Here is a 19,364-nt window from a genome sequence, read left to right on the forward strand (position 1 = left end):
GCGAATCGTGCGCCTGATGCCGACGCTTGCCAAGCGGCTGGGATGTGCGTGCTGTGGCTGCTTGATCCGCGGCGGCGGGCACACGCGCGCCGCATCGGTGACAATGCGATTTCATCCAGAGGAGCAATCGCCATGTTGGAACGTTTCGATGTCGGCCCGCGCATGTCCGAAATGACCGTGCACAACAAGGTCGCCTATCTGTCCGGGCAGATCCCCGAAGACACCAGCCAGGACATCACCGGCCAGACCCGGCAGGTGCTGGAAGAGATCGACAAGCTGTTGGCGCTGGTGGCCAGTGACAAGCAGCACATCCTGCGTGCGGAGATCTTCCTGGCCGACATCAACGATTTCGCCGGCATGAATGCCGCGTGGGATGAGTGGGTGGTGGCCGGCATGACCCCGGCGCGCGCCACGGTGGAAGCCAAGCTGGCGGACGCGAGCTGGAAAGTGGAGATCGTGGTGACGGCGGCATTGCCGTAAGCGCACCGCCCAACCGCTGGGCGCCATGGTGATCGACGCATCGCCGTGCGCCCAGACCCTGCCGCCGCGAGGCGCATAGCGGCCGGCGCCAGGGTCAGCGCGCGCTGACCAGTTCGATGCAGTCCACCGGGCACGGCGGGATGCACAGCTCGCAGCCCGTGCACAGATCGGCGATGACGGTGTGCATGTACTTGGCGCCGCCGACGATCGCATCCACCGGGCAGGCCTGGATGCACTTGGTGCAGCCGATGCAATCGGCTTCGATCACCACCGCGACCTGCGGTGCCTTGTGTGCACCGCGCGTGCGGTCGAACGGCGCCGCCGCCACGCCCAGGACATTCGCCAGAGCACGCGCACCGGCATCACCGCCCGGCGGGCAGTGATCGATGCCCGCCTCGCCGCGTGCCATCGCCTCGGCATACGGGCGGCAGCCGTCGTAGCCGCACTGTCCGCATTGGGTCTGTGGCAGGAGGCGGTCGAGGCGTTCGGTGAGGGTATCGATGGGAAGGCTCATGGCGTGGCGGTGGCTGCGCGGTGGGGCATCAGGCCCGGCTGTCCCGGGCCGGTGATGGGGGCGCCGGTGGATCCCGACGCGGCTTCATGAGCTTGGCTCGATACCAGCGCTCGTGGGCGAGCGCGAGCATCGGGCGGTCTTCGCGGCTGTCGCCGTAAGCGTGGATGCGCAGGTAGCGCGAGAGGTCATAACGCCGGCGGATGTGCATCACCTTGTGCGGCCCGCAGTCGCCCTCGGCATAGCGCCCGGTGAGGCGCCCGTCGCCGCTCTCCAACCGGTTGCAGATCAGATCCAGCCCCATCGCCTCGCACCACGGGCGCAGGTACAGGTCCAGCGAGCCGGACACGATCACCACCGTGTGCTGCTGTTTGAGGTGCCAATGGATCTGCTCGAGCATCTCCGGCCGCATTACCTCCGGCAGCACTTCACGTGCGTAGCCGGCGGCCTGGGCGGTGATGTCCTCGAGATGGCGGCCGGTGAAGGTCAGCCGGGTGACGCGGGCGCGCAGGCGTTGCGCGGAGATCAGCTTCAGGCGATAGGCCAGCAGCCACGGACCTACCTTCCACCACGCCTGCGCGTGCTGCTCCGGTGTGGCCACGCGGCGCAGGAACCGCCCGTAGGTATCGCAGGTGGTGACCGTGTGGTCGAAATCGAACAGCGCCAGTTCCAACCCACACCTCCAGGCAGACGAGCGTGGCAGGGCGACCCGGTGGCCGCCCCGCCGCAGCGATCAGCGGACCGGCATGCCCGGCAGCGCGGCGCTGTCGGCGTCCAGCAGGGCCAGCGCGCCGCCGTCGAAACCGGCCGACAGGATCATGCCTTCGCTCAGGCCGAAGCGCATCTTGCGCGGGGCCAGGTTGGCGATGAAGACCACGCTGCGGCCGACCAGCTGTTCCGGCTCGCCGTAGCTGGCGCGGATGCCGGAGAAGATCTGGCGCTTGCCCAGGTCACCGGCGTCCAGTTCAAAGCGCAGCAGCTTGTCCGAGCCTTCCACGAACTCGCAGACCAGCACCTTGCCGATGCGCAGGTCCAGCTTGGCGAAGTCGTCGATGCCGATGTAGGCCGGCGCGGCCTCGCCATCAGCCGCAGCAACCGGTGCCGGTGCGGCAGCGGGCTTGGCCGGTTTGGCCGGAGCGGCGGGGGCCGGGGTGGCGGCCTGCAGGGTGTCCTTGGATGCGTCGGTCATGGCGTCGATTTTTTTCGGGTCGATACGGGTGAACAGGGGTTCGTACACCGCGATGGTGTGCGCGGTCAGCGGGGCGACGATGTCAGTCCAGGCCTGCACCGGCGCGGCCAGGAACGCCTCGGCCTGCGCGGCGGTGGCTGGCAGCACCGGCTTGAGCGCGGTGACCAGCACGCGGAACAGGTTCAGGCCCTGGGTGCAGACCGATTGCAGCTGCGCGTCGGCGCCGTCCTGCTTGGCGATCACCCACGGCTTCTGGTCGTCGATGTAGCGATTGGCTTCGTCGGCCAGGGTCATGGTCAGGCGCAACGCGGCAGCCGGATCGTTGCGCTCGTACGCCTCGCGGATCGGCGCGAGTGCGGCGACGAAGCGGTCGTACTGGGCGGCATCGGGCAGCGCAGCGGCCAGGCGGCCTTCGAAGCGCTTGCTGATGAAGCCGGCGCAACGGCTGGCCAGATTGACGAACTTGCCGACCAGATCCGCGTTGACGCGCGCGATGAAGTCACCCAGGTTCAGGTCGAGATCGTCCACGCCGCCGGAGGACTTGGCCGCGAAGTAATAGCGCAGCGCTTCTGGTTCCAGCCCGGCATCCAGGAAGGTGCGGGCCATCACGAAGGTGCCGCGCGACTTGGACATCTTCGCGCCATCCACGGTCAGGTAGCCGTTGACGTGCAGGCGGGTCGGCGCGCGGTGGCCGGTGCCGTGCAGCACCGCCGGCCAAAACAGGCCGTGGAAGTTCACGATGTCCTTGCCGATGAAGTGGTGCAGCTCGGTGCTGGTGCCGGCGCGCAGGTGCGCATCGAAATCTTCGCCGGTCTTCTCGCACAGCGTCTGGAAGCTGGAGAGATAGCCGATCGGCGCATCCAGCCACACGTAGAAGTACTTGCCCGGGTGGCCCGGGATCTGGAAGCCGAAGTACGGCGCATCGCGCGAGATGTCCCACGCGCGCAGGCCACCCTCGGCATTGAGCCACTCACCCAGCTTGGCCTTCACGCCCGGCAGGGCGACGTCGCCGGCCAGCCACTCGCGCAGGAAACCTTCGAAGCGGCCGACCTCGAAGAAGAAATGCTCCGAATCGCGGATTTCCGGCGTGGCGCCGGAGATCACCGACTTGGGATCCTTCAGGTCGGTCGGGCTGTAGGTGGCGCCGCAGACTTCGCAGTTGTCGCCGTACTGGTCCGGGGTACCGCAGTTCGGGCAGATGCCCTTGATGTAGCGGTCCGGCAGGAACATGCCCTTGGCCGGGTCGTAGAACTGGGCCACGGAGCGACGCGCGATGTGCCCTTCGGCCTCGAGCTTGAGGTAGAAGGCTTCGGTCAGCGCCTTGTTGGCCGCCGAGTTGGTCGAGTCGTAATGATCGAACGCCACGCCGAAGGCGGCGAAATCGCGCTCATGGCTGGCCTGGATGTTGGCGATGAAGGCTTCCGGGGTCACGCCGGCCTTTTCGGCTGCGAGCATGATCGGGGTGCCATGGGTGTCATCGGCGCAGACGAACCAGGTCTTGCCGCCGCTCATTCGACGCGCGCGCACCCAGATGTCAGCCTGGATGTAGCCGACCAGGTGGCCCAGGTGCAGCGGGCCGTTGGCGTAGGGCAGGGCGGTGGTGACGAGAGCGGTGCGGGTCATGATGAGCGCTGTTGCCAGGGGAACCGGGGATTATCGCACGCCAAAACGCAGTAACCCGGCCGAAGCCGGGTTACAGGGGCTGAAACCTTCGCGGGGCTTACTCGCGCACCCAGGTCTGGGCGCGGCAGATGAAGGCCACGCAGCCGGACACGTCCAGCTTGGCGCCGCCGGTCTGCAGCTTCATCTTGGACTTGTAGGTCTTGCCGTTGCCCGGATCCAGGATGGTGCCGCCGGACCAGGCGTTGGCGCCATCGGCCTTGAGGTTCCAGAGGATGGTCATGCCCTTGACCGGCTTGTTCTTGTTGGCGCCCTCACAGCCGTCGCAGACCGGATTGGGGCCCTTGTCCGAGTGCAGGATGTCCACGACCTTGCCGGTCAGGGTGCCGTTGGTGGCCTGGGTGATCTCCACGATCGACTTCACCTTGCCGGTCTTGTCATCGATGGTCTTCCAGCGGCCGACGGCGCCGTCGGCGGCGCTGGCCGACATCGCAGCCATCATCAGCGGCAGCGCCAGCAACAGGGTCTTGAAGGTCTTGCGCATGTTCCCCTCCCAGGGATGTCCGTGAACGCCGGCGCAGACGGCCGGTACAGGGCCGACTGTATACCCATTCGCTCCGGTACGGAACGTGCCCGGCGCACGATTCAGCCGGCGTCGGCCGGGATCTCGTACAGCTCCAGCGGCAGGTCGTCCGGGTCGGCGAAGAAGGTGAAGCGGCGGCCGGTGTACTCGTCCACCCGGATCGGTTCGCAGGCCACGCCGGCCGCGGTCAACCGCTCGATCATCGGCTCCAGCAGATGCACGCGGAAGGCCAGGTGGCGCAGGCCCTGCGCCTCGGGGCGGCTTGGCCGCGCCGGCGCGCCCGGGAACGAGAACAGTTCCAGCTGGCTCCCATCGGGCAGGGCCAGGTCGAGTTTCCAGGAGTCGCGCGCCTGCCGGTAGTTCTCGGCGATCACCTTCAGGCCGAGCACGCGCGTGTAGAACGCCTTCGAGCGGGCGTAGTCCGAGGCGATCAGGGCCACGTGGTGGACGCCGATGAGAGGGGAGTCGGAAACGTTCATTGCAGGGTGTCCAGCCAGCGCCGGGCGATCTGCAACGCCAGCGGATAGGGTTCGGGGGCGTTGCGGTTGCTGAGCACGATCACGGTGAGGCGCTGCGTGGGGTAGCGCAGGATCACGTTGCGGAAGCCGATGCTTTCGCCGCTGTGCCACTGCGCGCCACCGTTGAGCCGCCAGCCGAAGCCATAGAACGGTACATCCGGTTCGGTGGTGGGTGTGGCGGGGGAAAACATCTGCTTCAACGATGTTGCCTTCAACAGGCGCTGGTCATACAACGCCGCATCCCAGCGCGCCAGATCATCCAGCGAGGAATACACCCCACCGTCGCCGAGCACCGCGCTGGTCGGGCTCTGGTCAGTGCGCTGCCAGCGGCCCTCGATCTCGGTGTAGCCATAGGCGCGACGAGCGATATCATCCACGCCGTCCTGGTGCGCCACGGTGTCTCGCATGCCGAGCGGCAGGAAAATACGTTGGCGAAGGAAGGCGGCAAAATCGGTGCCCGAGGCCTTGCCGACCACCAGTGCCAGCAGCGCATAGCCGCTGTTGCTGTAACGGTAGGCCGAGCCCGGCGCGAAGTAGGTCCGGTCCTGATTCTCCAGCAGGTGCAGCACGTCCTGGTCATGGACCTGCACGGTCGCGTCGGCGGGCATCAGCGCTTCGTAGTCGAGCAGGCCGCTGGTGTGGCTGAGCAGCTGGCGCAGGGTGATCGCATCGGCGGCCGCTGGCAGCGAGGGCAGCCAGCGCTTCACCGGGTCATCCAGGGTCAACGCGCCATCTTCGGCCAGCAGCAGGATCGCCGCGGCGGTGAACTGCTTGCTGATCGAGGCCAGGCGGAAATTGGTCTGCGCGGTCACCGCGGTGCGATCTTCCAGCACCGCCAGCCCGTAGCCGCGCCGGAACACCGGCTCGCCGTCGTGCAGGACCAGCACCGCGGCGCCGGGCACCTGACCATCGTAGCGTTGCATCAACGCATCGATGCCCGGATCCGGCGGCGTCAGTACCGGCGCTGCGATGGCGGTGCCGCTGCCGGCGATGCACATCGCGCTGATCCACACACGCAGATGCCGCACGATGTGCATGCTCGGTTCCTTCAGGGCTCAGGGCGCGGGCGCTGCCGCGCCACCCTGGCTGGCGATCCAGCGGGCGATCTTGGCATCCAGGATGTCCAGCGGCATCGAACCATCGCGCAGCACTTCCTCGTGGAAGCGGCGTGCGTCGAAACGCGGCCCCAGCGCAGCCTTGGCTTTGTCGCGCAGCTCCATCATCTTCAGCTCGCCCAGGCCATTGGCCAGGGTCTGCCCGGGCAGGGCCATGAAGCGTTCCACCTCGGCGGTGGCATCGCTGGCGCTCATGTCCGCGGTCTTGACCAGATAGTCCACGGCCTGGCGCTTGCTCCAGCCCTGCGCGTGCACGCCGGTGTCGGCGGACATGCGCGCGGCACGGGTCAGCGCGGCCTGCAGGTAGCCGATCCGCTCATACGGATCCTGGTAGACGCCCAGTTCCTCGCCCAGCGACTCGGCGTACAGCCCCCAGCCTTCCACGAAGGCGATATCGCCACCCAAGCGACGGAAGCGCGGCAGCTTGTCCAGCTCCTGCTGCAGGCCCAGCTGCACGTGATGGCCCGGGATGCCTTCGTGCAGGAACTGCATCGGTGCGGACCAGCGGCGGCGGCTCGGCAGATCGCCGGTGTTGATGTACAGCACGCCCGGGCGCATGCCGTCCGGCAGCGGTTGCTGATAGCTCACCGCGCCGGCGGTGGCCGCCCGTTCGGGTTCGACCGCGCGGATTTCCATCGGCGCCTTGGGAAGCGTGCCGAGCAGCGTGGGCAGGCGTGCGTTGACCTGGCTCTGCAGCTGCTTGTAGCGGTTGAGCAGCGCGTCGGCGTTGGCGTACTGGAAATCGCGGTCGGTGCGCATGGTGCGCAGCAGCTTCTGCTGCGAGCCGCGGATCTTGTTCTCTTTCATGATCGCGGCGATCTGCGCCTGCAGGGTGGCCACGCGTTGTTCGGCCAGCGCATGGATCTGTTCGGGTGTCAGCGTGGACGCCGTGCTCTGCACGATGGTCTGCGCATACCAGGCCTTGCCGCCGGGCAGACCGGCCAGGCCATCGGTGCTGCGTGCGGCGGGCAGGTACTCGGTGGCGATGAAGCCGCGCAGGGCGCGGTAGGACGGCATGATGCGCAACTCGATCATGCGCTTGTATTCGGCGGTGATGCGCGCCTTGTCGGCGGCCGGGAAATCCTCCGGCAGGTTGCGTATCGGCGCCCAGAAGATGCTCTCTTCGGCGGTCGGCTTGATCACCGCATCCAGCTGCGGTAGCACCTTTTCCATCAGGTCGCGCGGCTGTACCACACCGGCAGCCATGCCTTGGCGCATGTTGGCGATGGCCTGCTCGAACAGGGCAGGAATGCCCAGCGAACGGCGTGACCAGCCATCGTAATCCTGCACCGTGTTGAAGGGCTGCGCACCGGAGCCGGAGCCGAGAATGGCCATGATGCTGCCAAGGTTGTAGTACTGGCTCACCGGCAGCATCCAGCCGGGGAACTGCTCGGCGGCCAGCGACATGCGCGCATCGCGCACGAAGATCTCATAGCTGAGCAGGTCCTGGCCGGTCAGGCCATCCGAGCCGATCTTCTCGACCTTGCCGAGCCATTCCACCGTGAAGTCATGCGACTGCTGGCGGTAGGCGGCGGAGAGGATGTTCGGGAGCTGATCGTTGTGGCGGCTGTCGCCCTGGAAGGTGGCCTGCAGCGGATTGAGCCGCATCGAGGCATCCCAGTACTCATCGTAGATCCGGTCCAGCTGCGCGGCCTTGCTCTGCTGGCGCACCAGCGGCTGGCGGGCAGGGGCGGCGGCCGGGCGTGCACGCGGCTTGGCTTTGGGCTTGGCTGCAGGCCGGGTCTGCGCTGCGGCGGGCCGGGTGGCCTTTTTCTTGGCAGCTTCGGCCGGGGCGGCGGCGCTGAAGGCCATCAGTACGGCGATGGCAAGCGCCAGGGCGCGGGCGGGGTGGGGCATCGGCTGTTTCCGTAAACGCACAGACACGGGAGCTTGCCCGATTCGCCTGCGTACGGCCAGCACCGGTCCCCTGTCAGCTTTGTCACGTACGGCGCTCAGTCAGCTGCGGCGGCGCGGGGCCGCCGCGAGGTTCAGCGATCGCCGGCGCGGGTGAACGGCACGCTTTCAGGCGCCACCGCGCCGCCGGAGATGATGAAGCTCATTGCCTGATCCACGGTCCAGTCGGTGGGCGTGAGCAGTTCCACCGGCACGATTTCCAGGTAGCCCGAGGTCGGGTTGGGTGTCGTCGGTACATACACCGCCGCCAGCTCGCGGCCGGTGCCCTGTTCCTTGATCACCCGCGTGACCAGGCCGACCGACTTCATGTCCCGGTGCGGGAAGTCGATCAGCACCACGCGCTGGGTGCTGCCCGGCTCGGTCTGCAGCATGTCCAGCAGTTTCTTGGCGCTGTCATAGATGATGCTGGCCAGAGGAATGCGCTTGATCACCGCGCCGAACCAACGCAGCAGGCGCTGGCCGATCACGCGGCGGCTCAGCACGCCCACCGAGAGGATCACCAGCAGGGTGGCGGCCAGGGCGATGATGTCCTGCATCCACTCCACCTTGATCCAGCCCAGGTAATGCGGGAACGAGGCAGCAATCTGCTCGGACAACGGCACCACCAGCGGGCTGGAAATGCCCGACAGCAGCACGAACACGAATTTGACCACCACCCAGGTCAGCCAGATCGGCAGCAGGGTCAGCAGGCCGGTCAGGAACAGGCGCTGCAGGGAGGGACGCGGAACGAGTTGGGGGGCTTCGGGCGACATCCGCGCATTGTAGCGGTGGCGATGCCCGGTTTACGCTGCCCGTCCCCGCAGGACGCGGGCGCTGGGGAGAATGCTGTGTTGAGGAATGGACTGAAATGGGTGGGCATCTCGATCCTGAGTCTGGTGGTGGCGGTCGCGGTGCTCTGGGCCGCCTCGCGGTTCTGGCCGCTGCCGGCGGAGCAGCGTGAGGCGATGCGGCTGCTGCAGGCACCATTGCCCATGCGCGGCGAGAACGGCTTCACCGCGTTGTGGACGCTGCGCTACGACGGGCTGGAGGATGCGGGCCGCGAGGCCGTCTTGGCGCAGGATGTCCAACGCTGGCGCACCGGTACGCCCGGCCAGCGGCCCGTATCGTCCAGCGCGGAAGGGCGCTACCCCGCAGCGCCGCTGTCTGCTTTCGCGGGCTGCGGCCGGCGCGGCATCGGCTGCCTTGCGGCGGTGCGCGCCGACCCGGACGGTGTCGAGGCCGCGCATGCCGGCCACGAGGCGCTCCACCAGCGCGTGGCCGCGCTTGCCGGGTACGGTCACTTCACCTCGCCGTTCAAACCGTTCGACACGGATCCGATGGTGCCGCTGCCGGTCTTTCAGCCGGTGCTTGATCCGTTGTCAGCCCACGCGCTCGCGCATGTACGGGGCGACAGTGGAACCGCAGTTGCGGGTGCCTGCGCGGACATCCTCAGTGGTCGGGCGATGACGGGGCAGGGCGATACGCTGATCACCAGCATGATCGGCGCGGCGATGGTGGAGAGCAACGCGCGGCTGCTGGCCGACATCCTGGTTGAACTGCCTGCTGATACGGCGCTGCCTGCGGTCTGCGACGCCGCATTGGCGCCGATGACGGCCGACGAGCAGAGCCTGTGCACGGCGATGCGCGGTGAGTTCGGGCTGGCCGGGGCGGGATTGCGCCTGACGAGCGGGAACCCGGCGGCGCAGCACCTGCTGTTGGATGTGCCGCGCACCCAGGCGCGCATGGCGCCGCGCTACGCGTGGGCGTGCGCCGCCAGTGCCGAACTGGTGGCGGCCCGGGATGCGCCCACCCCGATTCCCGGGCCCGCACAGGATCGCTTTGCCTGCATCGCCAATCCGCTGGGCTGCGCCCTGGCCAACATCACCGGGCCGGACATGCGGCAGTACGCCGGCCGCCCGCAGGATGCGGCGGCGATGCTGCGGCTGGTATCAGCTCAGCGCTGGTTGCGGCAGCAGCCCAGCGCTGCCTCCGTGGCGCTGCAGAGCCTGCCGGAAGCGCTGCGGTCGCCCACCCGCATCCCGGTGCTCAGCGAAGAGGACCATTGGCTGCAGGTGGAGCGGCGCGCGGTGACGAGCGATATCGAACCGACGCCGCAGGTACCCATGCGCGCGCCGGCGCACTGAAGAGCGCACGGGGGCGCAGCGCCTCAGCGGTCCTGCGCTGATGCCAGCGGTTCGAACGCGCTGCCGTCGCCGACGGTCTCCAGTGTCCAGCGGCGTGGCGAGGCGAGCGTCTCCCAGCGCACGCGTTCCTGGTCCGATTCGATGCTGCCCTCGGCACGGCGCACGCGGCGGGTCGAGTAATTGATGCTCAGGCTTTCGGTCTGGCCCGAGTTGCGCATCATCGAGCTGCGGTCATAGCCGATCAACGCGAAGGCCCCGTCCTGCCAGCGGAACGTGTAGCTGGCCGAGCCGGTCGACCAGCTGCCGGCATTGGAGAAGAAGAACAGCGTGGTGCGCAGCGTGCCGCGCGCGATCGAGACGCCATCGCCGTCTTCGAATACATCGGACAGGTTCGGCGCCTCGTGGCGGGTGATCAGCGTGTGGTTCTGCGCAGCGAGCGTGTAGCCGTCCGGCGTGGACCAGGCGATGGCGAGCATGCGTGGATTGCTGTCCAGCGGGCTGACGCCGAAGCCATCGTGTTCGACGATGTTGCGCGGGTCCTGCTGACGCAGCACCAGCACGAGGTCATCGCGTTTGTCGCCGTTGAGATCGCCACGCAGCTGCTGCTCGATGCGCCAGCCGGACGGCACGAAGCCTTCGGCTTTGGCCGCGTGGGGCGGCAGGACCGGATAGTCGACCGGCGGGATCCGCAGTTCCTGTGCGGCGGCGGGCAGGACGACGAACAGCAATGGGGTCAGCAGCAGGCGCAGGCGCATGGTCTTCCGTGGTGTGAATCCGGCGCGCGAGCATAGCAGCGCGCCATGATTCACCCTGCGCGCTGGCGTGCTTCGGGCTTGAGCCGCAGGTACACCTGCTTGCGCACGCGTGCGATCACCTCGCCCTTGGCATCGACGATGTCATTGCTGAACCAGTGCAGGTATTTTTCCCCGCTGGCGGTGGCGGCACGCAGTTTATCCAGCAGCGCCTCGTCCAGCCGGAACTCGGCGGCCACCGTGCCGCGCCCAGGCTTGAGGAATTCGATTTCACCGGCGCGGTCCCACACGTAGTAATCGCGCCCCAGGTTCTGCATCACGGTGAGCATCCAGAACGGATCGGTCATCGCGAACAGGCTGCCACCGAAATGGGTGCCCACGTAATTGCGGTTCCAGGGGCGCATGCGCAGCTCGACGCGCACATGGCGGTAGTCCGGGCTGACCTCGGTCACATGGATGCCCGTGAACAGGAACGGCGGCCAGAGATTGAGGCCAAGGCGGAAGACGGAGGCCTTCATTCGGATCGCGTCACGTTGGAAAGGTGATTCGAGTCTACCATTCGCCTGCGTATGGGGTGCCCCATGGGTCAGTCCAGGCCGCCGTCATCCACGGCGTACCCATTCCGGCCAGCCGCCTTGGCCTGGTACAGCGCGGCATCGGCGCCTTCGAAGAAGTGCCGCGGCTCGGTGCCGAGGGTGGGCACGCGGGTGAATACGCCGACGGTCACGGTGATGTGCGTGGTCGAACCCCGTCCGGCCGGAATCTCCAGCGCCTGCGCACGTGCGACCAGGTCCTGCACCACCTGGACCGCGCCTTCCGGCGTGGTATCGGGCAGGATCAGCGCGAATTCGTCGCCGCCGAAGCGCGCGGCCATGTCGCGTGGGCGACGGGCATGCGCGCGGATTTCCTGCGCGATCCGGCGCAGCACGTTGTCGCCGGCCTGATGGCCGAACTCATCGTTGTGGCGTTTGAAATGGTCCACATCGATCAGCACCAGGCTCAATGGCCGCCCGGTGCGCCGGCCGGCATCGTGCTCGGCCTGCAGGGTCTGCTCGAAGCGCAGTCGGTTGCCCAGCCCGGTGAGGGCGTCGCTGTTGGCCTGGCGCCGCCAGGCACTGACGCGCCACAGCGCCCACGCCAGGATCACCGCCAGCATGCCGATCAAGGCGGCGGCCGGGGCGAACCACAGGTTGCCGGCGCGCAACAGCACGAAGCTCACCAACAGCGTCGATGGCAGGGCGAGGACGCCGCTCAGCCAGGCGCGCGGCAGCGTCAGCAGCAGGCAGCACAGCGCCACCAGCACCCCCGTAAGCGCGCTCTGCGCGAGGGGCACCAACGGCACGATGACCTTCTCGGCCAGCAGCATCGAGGCGACATTGGCCTGGTACTCGCTGCCGCTCATCCAGCGGTCGCGCGTGGTCGGGGTGAGCTGGCGCGGCGCGATCCCACTGGCGGTCATGCCGACCAGGACCAGGCGGCCACGCAGCAGCGCCGGGTCCACCTCGCCGTTGAGCACATCCACGTAGGACAGCTGCGGGAAGCGTTCGGGTGGGCCGGCATAGCGCACGCGGACATAGTGGTCGCGCCGCCACTGATAGGGCGACTCCAGGCCGGGGCGATCATCGCGCAGACCGGGCAGTGGGCCGGGGGGATTGGCCAGCGCCAGGCCGAGTGCAGGCCAATGAGGCGAGCCGATGCCCGCGGTAAGGAACAGACCGCGAGCGACGCCATCGCTGTCGACCTCGATATCGCTGTGGCCCAGGCTCGCCGCATTGGCGGCGATCAGCGGGATGGGCAGCAGTTCCTCGGCCATGCGCGGGCCGCTGGCCGGCGCGGCCACCACCGGCAGCACGACGTGGCCGTTGCGACGGATCGCTGCGGCCAGCTCGGCATCCTGGGTACTGTCCTGGCGATCGGCTTCGGACAGCATCAGGTCCAGCACCACGCGCTCGGCCCGGGCATCGGTGAGCCGATCCAGCAGGCGCGCATGGGTGCCGCGTGGCCAGGGCCATTGGCCCAGCTGCTGCAGGCTGTTGTCGTCGATCGCCACGATCAGCAGACGCGCATCGGGGGTGTACTCCCAGCCGCCGACGTAGGCGTCGTACACCGCTTCGTCCTGCTTCCAGAACCACTGCCAGTGGCTGGCCGCCACGGCCAGGGCGCCGACCACTGCCGCCAGCACGATGCGTTGCGGCCAGGGCAGGTGCAGCGGCGTCACAGCAGCAGCCACAGCAGCAGTGCGCCGCCGCCGGCGCCGTAACACGTGCGGCATGGCAGGGCGATCTGCTGTGTCGGCGAGAAGGGACCGGCGTAGCCGTCCTCGTCGATGTACTGCACGCGGACGTGCAGCGTGCCTCGCCAGGGCCGCTTGAGTGTCACCTCGGGTTGATCGAGCTCGCGGTCGAGCAGCGGGGTCGCAAAGTCACCGCGCCGATCCAGCTGTACGCGATAGCCCTGCCCCGGTTCGCCGGCCTGCCAGCGCAGCGTCAACTGCCCTTTGGCCGCCTCGGGCGGCTGCAGCGCGGGATCGACCGGTTCGTCGGTGATGGTCAACGGCAGCGGCTGCCCGAAACGGCCGCGGTGCCCGTTGCGGTCCACCGAGGCCACGCGCCAGACGTAGTCGCCGGGCGCCAGGTCCTGGCCGGGACGCAGATGGGTGGCGCGGGTGTCCTGCTCAACCAGCGGATCGAGGAACTGCGGGTCGCGGGCGATCTGCAGCACGGTCCGCTCGGCATCGGCGACCCGTGTCCATTCAAACCGCGGGCGCGCGCTGTTGACCGTCTGGCCATGCAGCGGGCGTACGGTCAGCGGGGCGGGTGGCTGGTCACGCACCTGGAAATCCTGTTCAGCATCCAGGCCTTCAACGTCCTCCGCACTGACCGCCCGCACCAGCAGGCGCAGATCGCCCGGCGGCAGGTCGGGCAGGGTGAGCGCGGTAGCGTCGGTGTCACGTGCGAACAGCAGCACCTCGGGTTGGTCAGCGCGGACCACCTCGACCCGGTAACCCACCGCGTCAGTCACCGGTTGCCAAGCCAGCGCAGCGGGCAGTGTGGCCAACCGCTGGGGATCGGTCGCCAACACGGGCGGCGGCAACAGGGCTTCCAGCTCGGCCGGTCGTGCATCCAGCGATGGGCTGCGCGTGGCCTGGCCGTGGGTGACCAGACGCTGGCCGCGGCGGTTGCCGACCTGCACGCGGCCTTCCAGCACTTCGGTGGCCGCGCCACGACCGGCCTGGCCGGCGCTGACCCGGAAGACGGTGCCGCGCACGCTGCTGGTCGCGGTGGGCGCATCGATGATGTAGCGCCAGGCCGGGCCATTGGCCGGCGTCACGCGGTTGCTGGCACGGCCCTGTTCCAGCCGCAGGCGCGTATCGACCATGCCGGTACGACCGTAGCGGCTGAGCTGGTCGAAGCGCAGCCGGGACTGCTCGCGCAGCTGCAGGCGCGAGTCATCGGCAAAGGCCACGGTGACGCTGGCATCGTCGCCGGTGACCAGTTCCTGCCCGATCCGCAGCAGATCACCTTCGGCGACATTGCGACGGGGTTGACCCTCGGCCTGGCTATGTACGGGGCCACGCACCGCGATCACGCGGGCCGGCGCAGGCTGGACCTGCAGCCAGGCGACGGGGAAGCGCAATTGGCTGCCGGGCGGCAGGCGGTAGGGATCGGCGATACCGTTGTGCGACTGCAGCTGCTCCCAGGCGATGGATGGCTTCAGATAGCGGGCGCTGAGGTCCCAGATCGTGTCGCCGGGGCGAACCCGGTAGGTCCAGTCCTGGGCCAGCACCGGCGCGGCGGACAGCAGCAGCACCACCAGCGCGAGCACGCGGACGGCCAGGGGGAAACGAAGCAGACGGGTCACTCTCACGGTCATTACGGCCCTGCAAGGCGGGGCGCAGCCACGGGGCCGGCATGGCCCAGACCTCATCCTCTCCGATGGATCGCGACCTCCAGTGTGCCGCGGCGGCATTATTGCCCGGCGGCTGTGCAGGGTTTCTGAACGCGGTTCACGTTCGGCCAGAGCCCGGCAAGGCTCTGGCCCAGATCGAGAACATGCCGATCAGCGCTGGCCGATCAGAACAGCAGCGAGGCCATCCGGCGACGGTACTGGCCGACGAGGTCTTCGTCCTCGATCACTTTGAACGCATCGATCAGCAGTTTGCGCGGGCGGCCGTCGTCGTAGCTGCGATCGCGGCGCAGCATGTCCAGGAACTGCTCGAGTGCGGCGGCATCCTGCCCGGACAGCAGCAACTGCACGCCACGCAGGTGGCGGGCCTGCAGGTCATCGCCATTGGCCGCGATGCGCGCTTCCAGCACCTCGGCGGCCGGGGCATCCTGCAGCGCACTGGCGAACTCCAGGCGGGCGCGGGCGCGCACGGCGCGATCATCCGTTGAGAGATTGGCCGGCAGCGCATCGATCAGGGCCGTGGCTTCGGCGGTGGCGCCGGTCTGCAGCAGCGCCAGGGCCAGATCGAGTTTGAGTTCTTCCTTGTCCGGCTCGGCGGCGATGGCTGCGCGCAGCACATCGACCTGGGCCTGCGGGTCCAGCGGCGGCGCCTCGACGGCTTCTTCCTCGTCCGGGGCCGCCTCCAGCGGGACCACGCCATGCTGGGTCAGGAACTCGCGCAGTTGCCCCTCCGGCACCGCGCCGGGGAAGCCATCCACGATCTGCCCGCCCTTGACCAGGAAGACGGTCGGCACCGAGCGGATCTGGAAGGCGGCCGCGATCTGCTGCTCCTTGTCGACATCGACCTTGGCCAGCTCGAAGGCGCCGTGGTATTCGCCGGCCAGCTTTTCCAGCATCGGGCCCAGGGTCTTGCAGGGGCCGCACCAGGTGGCCCAGAAATCGACCAGCACGGGGGTCTGCAGGGATTTCTGCAGCACCTCGGTCTCGAAGGTCTCGGTGGTGGCGTCAAACACGTGGGGCAGATCGCTCATGGTTTCAAATCAACGGGAAACTGGAGAGGAAGTGTATGGTGCCGGCCGCGGCCGGACGCAACCCCAGCGGGCGGAATCCGCCCGGAACGGCCACAATGCAGGCCTTGTGAACTCGCCGGGTGCAACATGCTGGGACTCCATCGTTGGGAACGTGCGCTAGGCATCGCCGCCGCCGTGTTGTTCGTGGGGGCGGTGATTGGATTCGGCGCGGCGCTGCCGCTGTTCGATCCGATCAGCCACCCGGTCGCGCTGCTGGGTGCGATGGGCGTGCCGCATGCGCTGGCCTTCAACCTCCTCGGCTTCGCGCTGCCCGGGCTGCTTGCCAGCGCGGTCTCGCTGCGCCTGCTGCTGCGGGTGCCGCGTACGGCACCCTGGTCGATGCGGGTGGGGGCGCAGTTGTTGATGCTGGCCGGCGTCGGGTTCACCGCGATGGGGGTGCTGCCGTTGGATACCAGCGATCTGGACAACCCAGCCAGCCAGTACCACGCCAGTGCGTGGATGGTCTGGGTGCTGGCCTTCGTGCCGGGTGCGGTGATGTCCGGCATCGGTGCGTTGCGCGTACCGGCCTGGCGTGCCGTCGGCGGCCTGCATCTGGCGTGCGGGGTGGGCGTGCTGCTGGCCGCGTTCGCGCTGCAGGCACTGCTGCCGGCCCCGCTTGCACAGCGCGTGGCGTTCGGTGTGTGGCTGGTCTGGCTGGTGGCGGTACTGCCGTTGGCCCCGGCTGCGCGGCGGTCCTGAGCGCGGGCGTGGCCTCTGCTGCGCCCGGCTACGCGGCTGGACCGAAGGGCGCGATTGACGTTTTTGCCCAATCTCCTGTCAATTCAATGAGATGAGGGGTTTGGCCGGGGCGGTGGGCAACGTCGATTGGAGCCCTTTGCCGCACTGCGGTACCCTGTGCCGCTTTGCCGCCGCACTAGCGTTTTTATGACCAGCGTCGAACCCAACGTTTACGATCCGCAGCAGGTTGAATCCGCCGCCCAGCAGTATTGGGATGCCACCCGTGCCTTCGAGGTCACCGAGACCTCGGACAAGCCGAAGTTCTACTGCCTTTCGATGCTGCCGTATCCGTCCGGTGCGTTGCACATGGGCCACGTGCGCAACTACACGATCGGTGACGTGATCAGCCGCTACAAGCGGATGACCGGCCACAACGTGCTCCAGCCGATGGGCTGGGATGCCTTCGGCCTGCCGGCTGAAAATGCGGCGATCAAGAACAAGACCGCGCCGGCCAAGTGGACCTACGCCAACATCGAGCACATGCGTGGCCAGTTCAAGGCCATGGGCTATGCGATCGACTGGTCGCGCGAGTTCGCCACCTGCACGCCCGAGTACTACGTGCACGAGCAGCGCATGTTCACCCGCCTGATGCGCAAGGGCCTGGCCTACCGCCGCAACGCGGTGGTGAACTGGGACCCGATCGATCAGACCGTGCTGGCCAACGAGCAGGTCATCGACGGCCGCGGCTGGCGTTCCGGCGCGCTGGTGGAAAAGCGCGAGATTCCGCAGTGGTTCCTGCGCATCACCGATTACGCCCAGGAACTGCTGGACGGCCTGGACGAACTGCCGGGCTGGCCCGATTCGGTCAAGACCATGCAGCGCAACTGGATCGGCCGCTCGGAAGGGCTGGAGATCCAGTTCGACGTGCGTGATGCCGACGGCAGCACGCTGGATCCGCTGCGCGTGTTCACCACCCGTCCGGACACCGTGATGGGCGTCACCTTTGTGTCGATCGCCGGCGAACATCCGCTGGCCCAGCACGCGGCCAAGTCCAACCCGGCGCTGGCCGCGCTGCTGGCCGAGATGAAGCAGGGCGGCGTCTCCGAGGCCGAGCTGGAAACCCAGGAAAAGCGCGGCATGGATACCGGCCTGCGCGCCATCCATCCGGTCACCGGCGCCCAGGTGCCGGTGTGGGTCGCCAACTTCGTGCTGATGGGCTATGGCACCGGTGCGGTGATGGCCGTCCCGGGCCACGATCAGCGCGACAATGAATTCGCCAACAAGTACGGCCTGCCGATCCGCCAGGTCATCGCGTTGAAGTCGCTGCGCAAGGAAGAGAGCGCCTACGACGCCACGCGCTGGCAGGACTGGTACGGTGACAAGACCCGCGAGACCGAGCTGGTCAACTCCGAAGAGTTCGACGGGCTGGATTTCCAGGGCGCCTTCGAGGCACTGGCCGAGCGTTTCGAGCGCAAGGCCCAGGGCCAGCGCCGGGTGAACTACCGTCTGCGCGACTGGGGCGTGAGCCGCCAGCGCTACTGGGGCTGCCCGATCCCGGTGATCTACTGCCCCAAGTGCGGCGCCTTGCCGGTGCCGGAAGAGCAGTTGCCGGTGATCCTGCCGGAGAACGTCAACTTCGTCGGCACCGGTTCGCCGATCAAGGCCGATCCGGAATGGCGCAAGACCACCTGCCCGGACTGCGGCGGCGCGGCCGAGCGCGAGACAGACACCTTCGATACCTTCATGGAGTCGAGCTGGTACTACGCGCGTTACACCTCGCCGGGCGCCCGTGACGCGGTCGACAAGCGTGGCAACTACTGGCTGCCGGTCGATCAGTACATCGGCGGCATCGAGCACGCGATCCTGCACCTGATGTACTTCCGTTTCTTCCACAAACTGCTGCGTGATGCGCGCATGGTGGACAGCAACGAACCTGCGCAGAACCTGCTGTGCCAGGGCATGGTGATCGCCGAAACCTACTACCGCCCGAATCCGGACGGCTCCAAGGACTGGATCAACCCGGCCGATGTCGATGTGCAGCGCGACGAGCGCGGCCGCATCGTCGGCGCGACCCTGATCGCCGACGGCCAGCCGGTGGTGATCGGTGGCACCGAGAAGATGTCCAAGTCCAAGAACAACGGCGTGGACCCGCAGGTGATGGTGAGCAAGTACGGCGCCGATACCGTGCGTCTGTTCTCGATGTTCGCCGCGCCGCCGGAGCAGTCGCTGGAGTGGAACGAGGCCGGTGTGGACGGCATGGCGCGCTTCCTGCGTCGCTTGTGGGCGCAGGTGCAGAAGCATGCCGCCGACGGTGCCGCCCCGGCGCTGGACGTGGCCGCGCTCAACGCCGAGCAGAAGGCGCTGCGCCGCAAGACCCACGAAACCATCGGCAAGGTCGGCGACGACTACGGCCGCCGCCACAGCTTCAACACCGCCATCGCGGCGGTGATGGAACTGATGAACGCGCTGGCCAAGTTCGATGACGTCAGCGAGCAGGGCCGTGCGGTGCGCCAGGAAGCGCTGCGCGCCACCGTGCTGCTGCTCAACCCGATCACCCCGCACGCCAGCCATGCGCTGTGGCAGGTGCTGGGCCACGGCGAGGAGCTGCTGGAAGACCAGGCATTCCCGGAAGCCGATCCGGCCGCGCTGGTGCGCGATGCAGTGACGCTGGCCGTGCAGGTCAACGGCAAGCTGCGTGGCACCATCGATGTCGCGGCCGATGCCCCGCGGGATCAGATCGAAGCACTGGGTCTGGCCGAGCCGAACGCGGCCAAGTTCCTGGAAGGGTTGGTGGTGCGCAAGATCATCATCGTGCCCGGCAAGATCGTGAACATCGTGGCGGCCCCGCAGGGCTGATCCTGTCGTGCCGACCGGGTGCCTGTGCACCCGGTCCGGTATCAAGTCC

General features: G+C 68.0%; 17 protein-coding genes. 4 read left to right on the forward strand and 13 right to left on the reverse strand.

Annotated elements, in window-relative coordinates; all coding sequences use genetic code 11:
• The first annotated feature begins 132 nt into the window (after window positions 1-132).
• Window positions 133-480: a RidA family protein gene (locus ABE464_RS09985; RefSeq protein ID WP_121038644.1), complete on the forward strand. Its 348-nt coding sequence runs from the start codon at window positions 133-135 to the stop codon at window positions 478-480.
• Window positions 481-574: 94 nt separating this feature from the next.
• On the opposite strand, the gene rnfB is transcribed toward ABE464_RS09985, so the two are convergent.
• The 8 genes from rnfB to ABE464_RS10025 all read right to left on the reverse strand — a co-directional run bounded on the left by rnfB (window position 575) and on the right by ABE464_RS10025 (window position 8,682).
• The gene (rnfB, locus tag ABE464_RS09990) at window positions 575-994 is read right to left on the reverse strand and encodes an Rnf electron transport complex subunit RnfB (protein ID WP_346471818.1); all 420 of its coding nucleotides are present in this window, start codon (window positions 992-994) and stop codon (window positions 575-577) included.
• A gap of 28 nt (window positions 995-1,022) precedes the next feature.
• Window positions 1,023-1,664 carry an HAD family hydrolase gene (locus ABE464_RS09995; RefSeq protein ID WP_346471819.1) on the reverse strand — a complete coding sequence of 214 codons (642 nt, stop codon included), beginning with the start codon at window positions 1,662-1,664 and terminating at the stop codon, window positions 1,023-1,025.
• A gap of 60 nt (window positions 1,665-1,724) precedes the next feature.
• Entirely contained in the window at window positions 1,725-3,803 is a 2,079-nt protein-coding gene (metG, locus tag ABE464_RS10000) for a methionine--tRNA ligase (RefSeq protein ID WP_346471820.1), read from the reverse strand.
• 97 nt (window positions 3,804-3,900) lie between these two features.
• Window positions 3,901-4,344 carry a DUF2147 domain-containing protein gene (locus ABE464_RS10005; protein WP_070425636.1) on the reverse strand — a complete coding sequence of 148 codons (444 nt, stop codon included), beginning with the start codon at window positions 4,342-4,344 and terminating at the stop codon, window positions 3,901-3,903.
• Between the two features lie 101 nt (window positions 4,345-4,445).
• On the reverse strand, window positions 4,446-4,862 hold the full coding sequence (locus tag ABE464_RS10010) for a VOC family protein (RefSeq protein ID WP_346471821.1): 417 nt from the start codon (window positions 4,860-4,862) through the stop codon (window positions 4,446-4,448).
• Window positions 4,859-5,938 (reverse strand): serine hydrolase domain-containing protein, encoded by a 1,080-nt coding sequence (locus tag ABE464_RS10015; protein ID WP_346471822.1) that lies wholly within the window; start codon window positions 5,936-5,938, stop codon window positions 4,859-4,861. Before ABE464_RS10015 ends, ABE464_RS10010 begins: the two co-directional genes overlap by 4 nt.
• Window positions 5,939-5,956: 18 nt before the next feature.
• Window positions 5,957-7,873 carry a DUF885 family protein gene (locus ABE464_RS10020; protein ID WP_346471823.1) on the reverse strand — a complete coding sequence of 639 codons (1,917 nt, stop codon included), beginning with the start codon at window positions 7,871-7,873 and terminating at the stop codon, window positions 5,957-5,959.
• Window positions 7,874-8,004: 131 nt separating this feature from the next.
• The gene (locus ABE464_RS10025; RefSeq protein ID WP_123730567.1) at window positions 8,005-8,682 is read right to left on the reverse strand and encodes a DUF502 domain-containing protein; all 678 of its coding nucleotides are present in this window, start codon (window positions 8,680-8,682) and stop codon (window positions 8,005-8,007) included.
• Between the two features lie 15 nt (window positions 8,683-8,697).
• On the opposite strand from ABE464_RS10025, the gene ABE464_RS10030 reads away from it, so the two are divergent.
• Window positions 8,698-10,053 carry a hypothetical protein gene (locus tag ABE464_RS10030; RefSeq protein ID WP_346471824.1) on the forward strand — a complete coding sequence of 452 codons (1,356 nt, stop codon included), beginning with the start codon at window positions 8,698-8,700 and terminating at the stop codon, window positions 10,051-10,053.
• 23 nt (window positions 10,054-10,076) lie between these two features.
• On the opposite strand, the gene ABE464_RS10035 is transcribed toward ABE464_RS10030, so the two are convergent.
• From ABE464_RS10035 to trxA, 5 genes are all read right to left on the reverse strand, one after another.
• Complete coding sequence (locus ABE464_RS10035; protein WP_346471825.1) at window positions 10,077-10,808, reverse strand: hypothetical protein; 732 nt, start codon at window positions 10,806-10,808, stop codon at window positions 10,077-10,079.
• Window positions 10,809-10,858: 50 nt separating this feature from the next.
• Window positions 10,859-11,323, reverse strand: coding sequence for a DUF4442 domain-containing protein (locus ABE464_RS10040; protein ID WP_346471826.1), 465 nt, complete (start codon window positions 11,321-11,323; stop codon window positions 10,859-10,861).
• 68 nt (window positions 11,324-11,391) lie between these two features.
• Window positions 11,392-13,023, reverse strand: coding sequence for a CHASE2 domain-containing protein (locus ABE464_RS10045; RefSeq protein ID WP_346472012.1), 1,632 nt, complete (start codon window positions 13,021-13,023; stop codon window positions 11,392-11,394).
• Window positions 13,020-14,678 (reverse strand): FecR domain-containing protein, encoded by a 1,659-nt coding sequence (locus tag ABE464_RS10050; RefSeq protein WP_346471827.1) that lies wholly within the window; start codon window positions 14,676-14,678, stop codon window positions 13,020-13,022. The genes ABE464_RS10045 and ABE464_RS10050 overlap by 4 nt, the downstream gene beginning before the upstream one ends.
• 200 nt (window positions 14,679-14,878) lie before the next feature.
• Complete coding sequence (gene trxA / locus ABE464_RS10055; protein ID WP_346471828.1) at window positions 14,879-15,742, reverse strand: thioredoxin; 864 nt, start codon at window positions 15,740-15,742, stop codon at window positions 14,879-14,881.
• Window positions 15,743-15,868: 126 nt separating this feature from the next.
• Here trxA and ABE464_RS10060 point away from each other — a divergent pair, with 126 nt between their 5' ends.
• Both ABE464_RS10060 and leuS read left to right on the forward strand, forming a co-directional pair.
• A complete protein-coding gene (locus ABE464_RS10060; RefSeq protein WP_346471829.1) occupies window positions 15,869-16,480 on the forward strand; it encodes a DUF998 domain-containing protein in 612 nt (203 codons plus the stop codon).
• 186 nt (window positions 16,481-16,666) lie between these two features.
• The gene (gene leuS / locus ABE464_RS10065; protein WP_346471830.1) at window positions 16,667-19,315 is read left to right on the forward strand and encodes a leucine--tRNA ligase; all 2,649 of its coding nucleotides are present in this window, start codon (window positions 16,667-16,669) and stop codon (window positions 19,313-19,315) included.
• Window positions 19,316-19,364 lie beyond the last annotated feature (49 nt).

The organism is Stenotrophomonas sp. TWI587, assembly GCF_039674145.1.
In the GTDB taxonomy this organism is placed as follows: Bacteria; Pseudomonadota; Gammaproteobacteria; order Xanthomonadales; family Xanthomonadaceae; genus Stenotrophomonas; species Stenotrophomonas maltophilia_AY.

Bases quoted from the DNA above. Each gene is read 5' to 3' on its own strand.
- ABE464_RS09985 (WP_121038644.1), top strand. From the start codon at position 133: ATGTTGGAACGTTTCGATGTCGGCCCGCGCATGTCCGAAATGACCGTG.
- rnfB (WP_346471818.1), bottom strand. From the start codon at position 994: ATGAGCCTTCCCATCGATACCCTCACCGAACGCCTCGACCGCCTCCTG.
- metG (WP_346471820.1), bottom strand. From the start codon at position 3,803: ATGACCCGCACCGCTCTCGTCACCACCGCCCTGCCCTACGCCAACGGC.
- ABE464_RS10005 (WP_070425636.1), bottom strand. From the start codon at position 4,344: ATGCGCAAGACCTTCAAGACCCTGTTGCTGGCGCTGCCGCTGATGATG.
- ABE464_RS10010 (WP_346471821.1), bottom strand. From the start codon at position 4,862: ATGAACGTTTCCGACTCCCCTCTCATCGGCGTCCACCACGTGGCCCTG.
- ABE464_RS10015 (WP_346471822.1), bottom strand. From the start codon at position 5,938: ATGCACATCGTGCGGCATCTGCGTGTGTGGATCAGCGCGATGTGCATC.
- ABE464_RS10020 (WP_346471823.1), bottom strand. From the start codon at position 7,873: ATGCCCCACCCCGCCCGCGCCCTGGCGCTTGCCATCGCCGTACTGATG.
- ABE464_RS10025 (WP_123730567.1), bottom strand. From the start codon at position 8,682: ATGTCGCCCGAAGCCCCCCAACTCGTTCCGCGTCCCTCCCTGCAGCGC.
- ABE464_RS10035 (WP_346471825.1), bottom strand. From the start codon at position 10,808: ATGCGCCTGCGCCTGCTGCTGACCCCATTGCTGTTCGTCGTCCTGCCC.
- ABE464_RS10040 (WP_346471826.1), bottom strand. From the start codon at position 11,323: ATGAAGGCCTCCGTCTTCCGCCTTGGCCTCAATCTCTGGCCGCCGTTC.
- ABE464_RS10050 (WP_346471827.1), bottom strand. From the start codon at position 14,678: ATGACCGTGAGAGTGACCCGTCTGCTTCGTTTCCCCCTGGCCGTCCGC.
- trxA (WP_346471828.1), bottom strand. From the start codon at position 15,742: ATGAGCGATCTGCCCCACGTGTTTGACGCCACCACCGAGACCTTCGAG.
- ABE464_RS10060 (WP_346471829.1), top strand. From the start codon at position 15,869: ATGCTGGGACTCCATCGTTGGGAACGTGCGCTAGGCATCGCCGCCGCC.
- leuS (WP_346471830.1), top strand. From the start codon at position 16,667: ATGACCAGCGTCGAACCCAACGTTTACGATCCGCAGCAGGTTGAATCC.